The sequence below is a fragment of the Dellaglioa sp. CoH-56-MRSF-11 genome, assembly GCF_056782135.1.
In genome coordinates this window covers 1-235 of sequence record NZ_JBXAYE010000169.1, presented here as the reverse complement: position 1 = coordinate 235, position 235 = coordinate 1, and the positions used below count along the sequence as shown (strand labels likewise).

The following is a 235-nucleotide window of genomic DNA, read 5'->3' as shown; positions in this document are numbered from 1 at the left end:
ATACGGCATCGATCCCGATGAGTTTGTCTATCACGCGCCACCGCCTGACCAACTGCTGGCGATTCTGGCGCACAATGCCGAGCTGATTGCCGTGGCGCGCAGCATCATGGAAAATTTGCTGGCCTATAATCCCGACGGTCACATCAACCTGACCGATGCCCATGGCGTCACCCTTCACTACTGTGGCGCGGACATGACGCCGATCGGCAGCATCTTGCGTGAAGAGGTTCAGGGC

The 235-nt window shown here is 58.3% G+C and carries 1 protein-coding gene; it reads left to right on the top strand.

Translation table 11 applies throughout. The features are described 5' to 3' along the window. The coding region (locus tag AC1RPT_RS08260; RefSeq protein ID WP_481763068.1) for a hypothetical protein at positions 1-235 on the top strand (235 nt) is incomplete at both ends.